We start from the raw sequence: 2,823 nt of genomic DNA, 5'->3' as shown, positions 1-2,823 counted from the left end.
TATGAAAAAATAAGAAAAAATAGATAAAAATTTTAATAAAGAATACTCTAATACAGATGTTATTAAAATAATACTTTATTAAAAAACTTTAATATAATTGCACTTAAAATTAATTAAAATAACACCTAACCTAAAATTCTTGTTTTGTTTTCAAATGGTATAGATAAGTCAATCATATTTCCATTCATTATTGCAGTTACAGATACCAATACACTACCTGGAAGCACATTGCAAGGTGTGTGTTTTCTTACAAGATAAGTGTTTTTATTACCTAAAGCAGCGCCAATCATTGCGCTAGCAACTACGGCAATCTGTTCCAATTCATTGACGGAAACCACTACAACAGGATCATCTGTAGCACTTGTAGATACATATCCCACTCCAGGAATATCTTTTCTAGTGCCTATCTTATCACTTATTCCAGTTACTGCCTTCATACCAGTTGCTGCATCAATGGCAGAATTTGCAACTTCAGCCACAAATCCTTCCCCACCATAAGTGTCAAAGGCCATGACTATTGCATCTTGATAGAATCCTTCTTCAAGATTTGCTTCAGCATAGGAGATTCCCTCTCCACCTTCATCCGGATCTTGTGATATTCCATCCAAGTCACCGGTATGCTCTGCATTATCTCTTAATATTTCTACAATACCTGCATTGACTGTTTCTAAAAGTTCATCTTCAACAAAGGCGGTGATGACAACATCATCCCCTGTAATATTTGTTAAAGCCGCTTTTCTAGCTCCCAATTCCAAAAGTTTAGGAATATCCTCTTCAATATTTTTAACTAATGAATCGGAAACAGAAACATCATTGTTTGAAATATCTGCACCAATAGCTACTACTTTCATAATATCAATTATATCTTTTGATTTTATAGTTAATAATTTTAATTATTTTTTTAGATACATAGACTAATACAAGTCTTGAACTGTGAAAAAAATAAAAAAATACCTTAAAAAAAAGCTTTAAATCAATTAAGTATTTAATGAACTAAATAAAATATATTATATAAGATTAAAAAACATTTAACAAAATCCATTTAATTTTTATGATGAGGTAAGAGCGTGTACAGTGAAACAAAAATAGCTATTCCCATATTTCAAAAGAATAAGGAAGATATCTTAAGGGTAGCTAATGAATGTATTATAAAAGGTGCAGATATTCTCGAACTTAGAATTGATGGTATGGAAAACCCTAATCCTAAAATCGTAAAAGAGATTATAGAAGAAATCAATTTTCCAACAATAGCTACAAACAGGTCCATGAAAGAGGGAGGATCCTTTAGAGGTAGTGATGAAGATAGAATAGCAATTCTTAGAGAATGCTGTGATGTAGCGGATTATGTTGATGTGGAGCTTCAGACAGATAATAAACTCATTGAATCAATTACTGAAACTGGAGTGAAATCAATCATTTCTTATCATAACTTCAAGCAAACACCTGAGCTTGACATATTAATGGATATCGTTATTCAAGAAAAACAGCTTGGAGACATAGCAAAGATAGCTGTTATGCCAAACACTCTTGAGGATACCTTGACAATTCTTCCTATCTTATCCCACTTCGATAATGTTGTAGCTATTTCAATGGGCGAATTGGGAAGTTATACAAGAGTTATTGCAGCAAAATTCAATGCTCCTTTTACCTTTGCAGTGGTGAATGACAATACTGCACCAGGACAGATTGATATTGATACAATGAAATCATTGATGAATAGTGACTTGATCAATACAGATGATTTACAATAAAATAAGCTTTTTTTAAAGAAATAAATCATTTAAGATTGATATTAAAAATAGATAATTTAATATTTTATTCATTAATTGTTTTTTAAAAAATAAAAAAAGAATTAAGAGAAATAATCTCTTAATTTTAACTAATTTTGATTTAAACTAATCCTTTAAACTAATCCTATTATTTGGTTACCACTAAAGTTTTGGTAAGTGCTTTAGCAGAATAAAGTTTAGGACTTCCAGGTGAAAGAACTATTTTATGTTTACCAACTTTTTGTTTGATGGTTAAACTAGCAATTCCTTTCTTGTTGGTTTTGATAGTATAAGTTTTGTACTTTTTACCAGTGTAAACTTTTACTTTAACCTTTACGCCAGAAATGACTTTTTTGGATTTGGTGCTAGTTACTTTCACTTTGAAAGCTTTACCTTTTTTGACTTTTAAACTAGTAGGAGTGAATTTAATAGGAGATTTAGTTACTTTAATCTGTTTAGTTACAGATTTAGCAGTGTAACCTTTGTCATTTGCACTTATTACAACTTTATAGGTACCAGGCTTATAATTAATCTTAAATTGAACAATACCATTTCCAGCGGTAGTACCATCATATCTGTAGTATCTGGTTTTGCTTGTAAATACCTTAATGATCATTTTTGCGCCGTACATAGCTTTGTTGTTTTTGGTATTGATTAATTTAACTTTATATAATTTGCCTGATCTGTAATAAGTGGTTACTTTAGAAGCACTGAATTTAGCAGTAGTCTTCTTAGCAGTTACATATCTGGTTATGCTTGATGCAGTGTAGTTATTGTCTAAGCTGCTGATAATCATCTTATGCTTACCAACAGATAAAGCTGCACTGAATTTTACATGACCAGTCTTATTGGTTCTGAATGCTAAATCAACATATTTTTTGGAAGTTGTGTAAAGTCTGACTTTTACAATTCCATCAACAACAGCCTTACCGGTCTTCTTATCAGTGAATCTGATAATTGCAGTTGGATCTGAACCGTATTTGATGGTTCTGTTATTTGCAGCTAAAACACCAGGTTTTTTATTAATTTTAATTGTTCTGTTTAATGTTGCTTT

At 30.8% G+C, this 2,823-nt stretch carries 3 protein-coding genes; 1 reads left to right on the top strand and 2 read right to left on the bottom strand.

Going from position 1 to position 2,823, the window contains the following annotated elements; translation table 11 throughout:
• Positions 1 to 125: 125 nt before the first annotated feature.
• Complete coding sequence (locus ACKI67_RS10400; RefSeq protein ID WP_407463465.1) at positions 126 to 851, bottom strand: hypothetical protein; 726 nt, start codon at positions 849 to 851, stop codon at positions 126 to 128.
• Positions 852 to 1,067: 216 nt separating this feature from the next.
• On the opposite strand from ACKI67_RS10400, the gene aroD reads away from it, so the two are divergent.
• The gene (aroD, locus tag ACKI67_RS10395; protein ID WP_407463464.1) at positions 1,068 to 1,751 is read left to right on the top strand and encodes a type I 3-dehydroquinate dehydratase; all 684 of its coding nucleotides are present in this window, start codon (positions 1,068 to 1,070) and stop codon (positions 1,749 to 1,751) included.
• A 166-nt stretch (positions 1,752 to 1,917) separates the two neighbouring features.
• Here aroD and ACKI67_RS10390 read toward each other — a convergent pair.
• Positions 1,918 to 2,823, bottom strand: a 906-nt coding sequence (locus tag ACKI67_RS10390; protein ID WP_407463463.1) for a hypothetical protein, incomplete at its 5' end; no start/stop codon positions are given.

Origin of the sequence: Methanobrevibacter sp. (assembly GCF_045577275.1) — an archaeon.
Lineage (GTDB): Archaea > Methanobacteriota > Methanobacteria > Methanobacteriales > Methanobacteriaceae > Methanobrevibacter.
This window is presented reverse-complemented; position numbering and strand designations above follow the sequence as displayed.

What these genes read in the sequence shown, in the direction of transcription:
- ACKI67_RS10400 (WP_407463465.1), bottom strand. Translation starts at nt 851, where the DNA reads ATGAAAGTAGTAGCTATTGGTGCAGATATTTCAAACAATGATGTTTCT.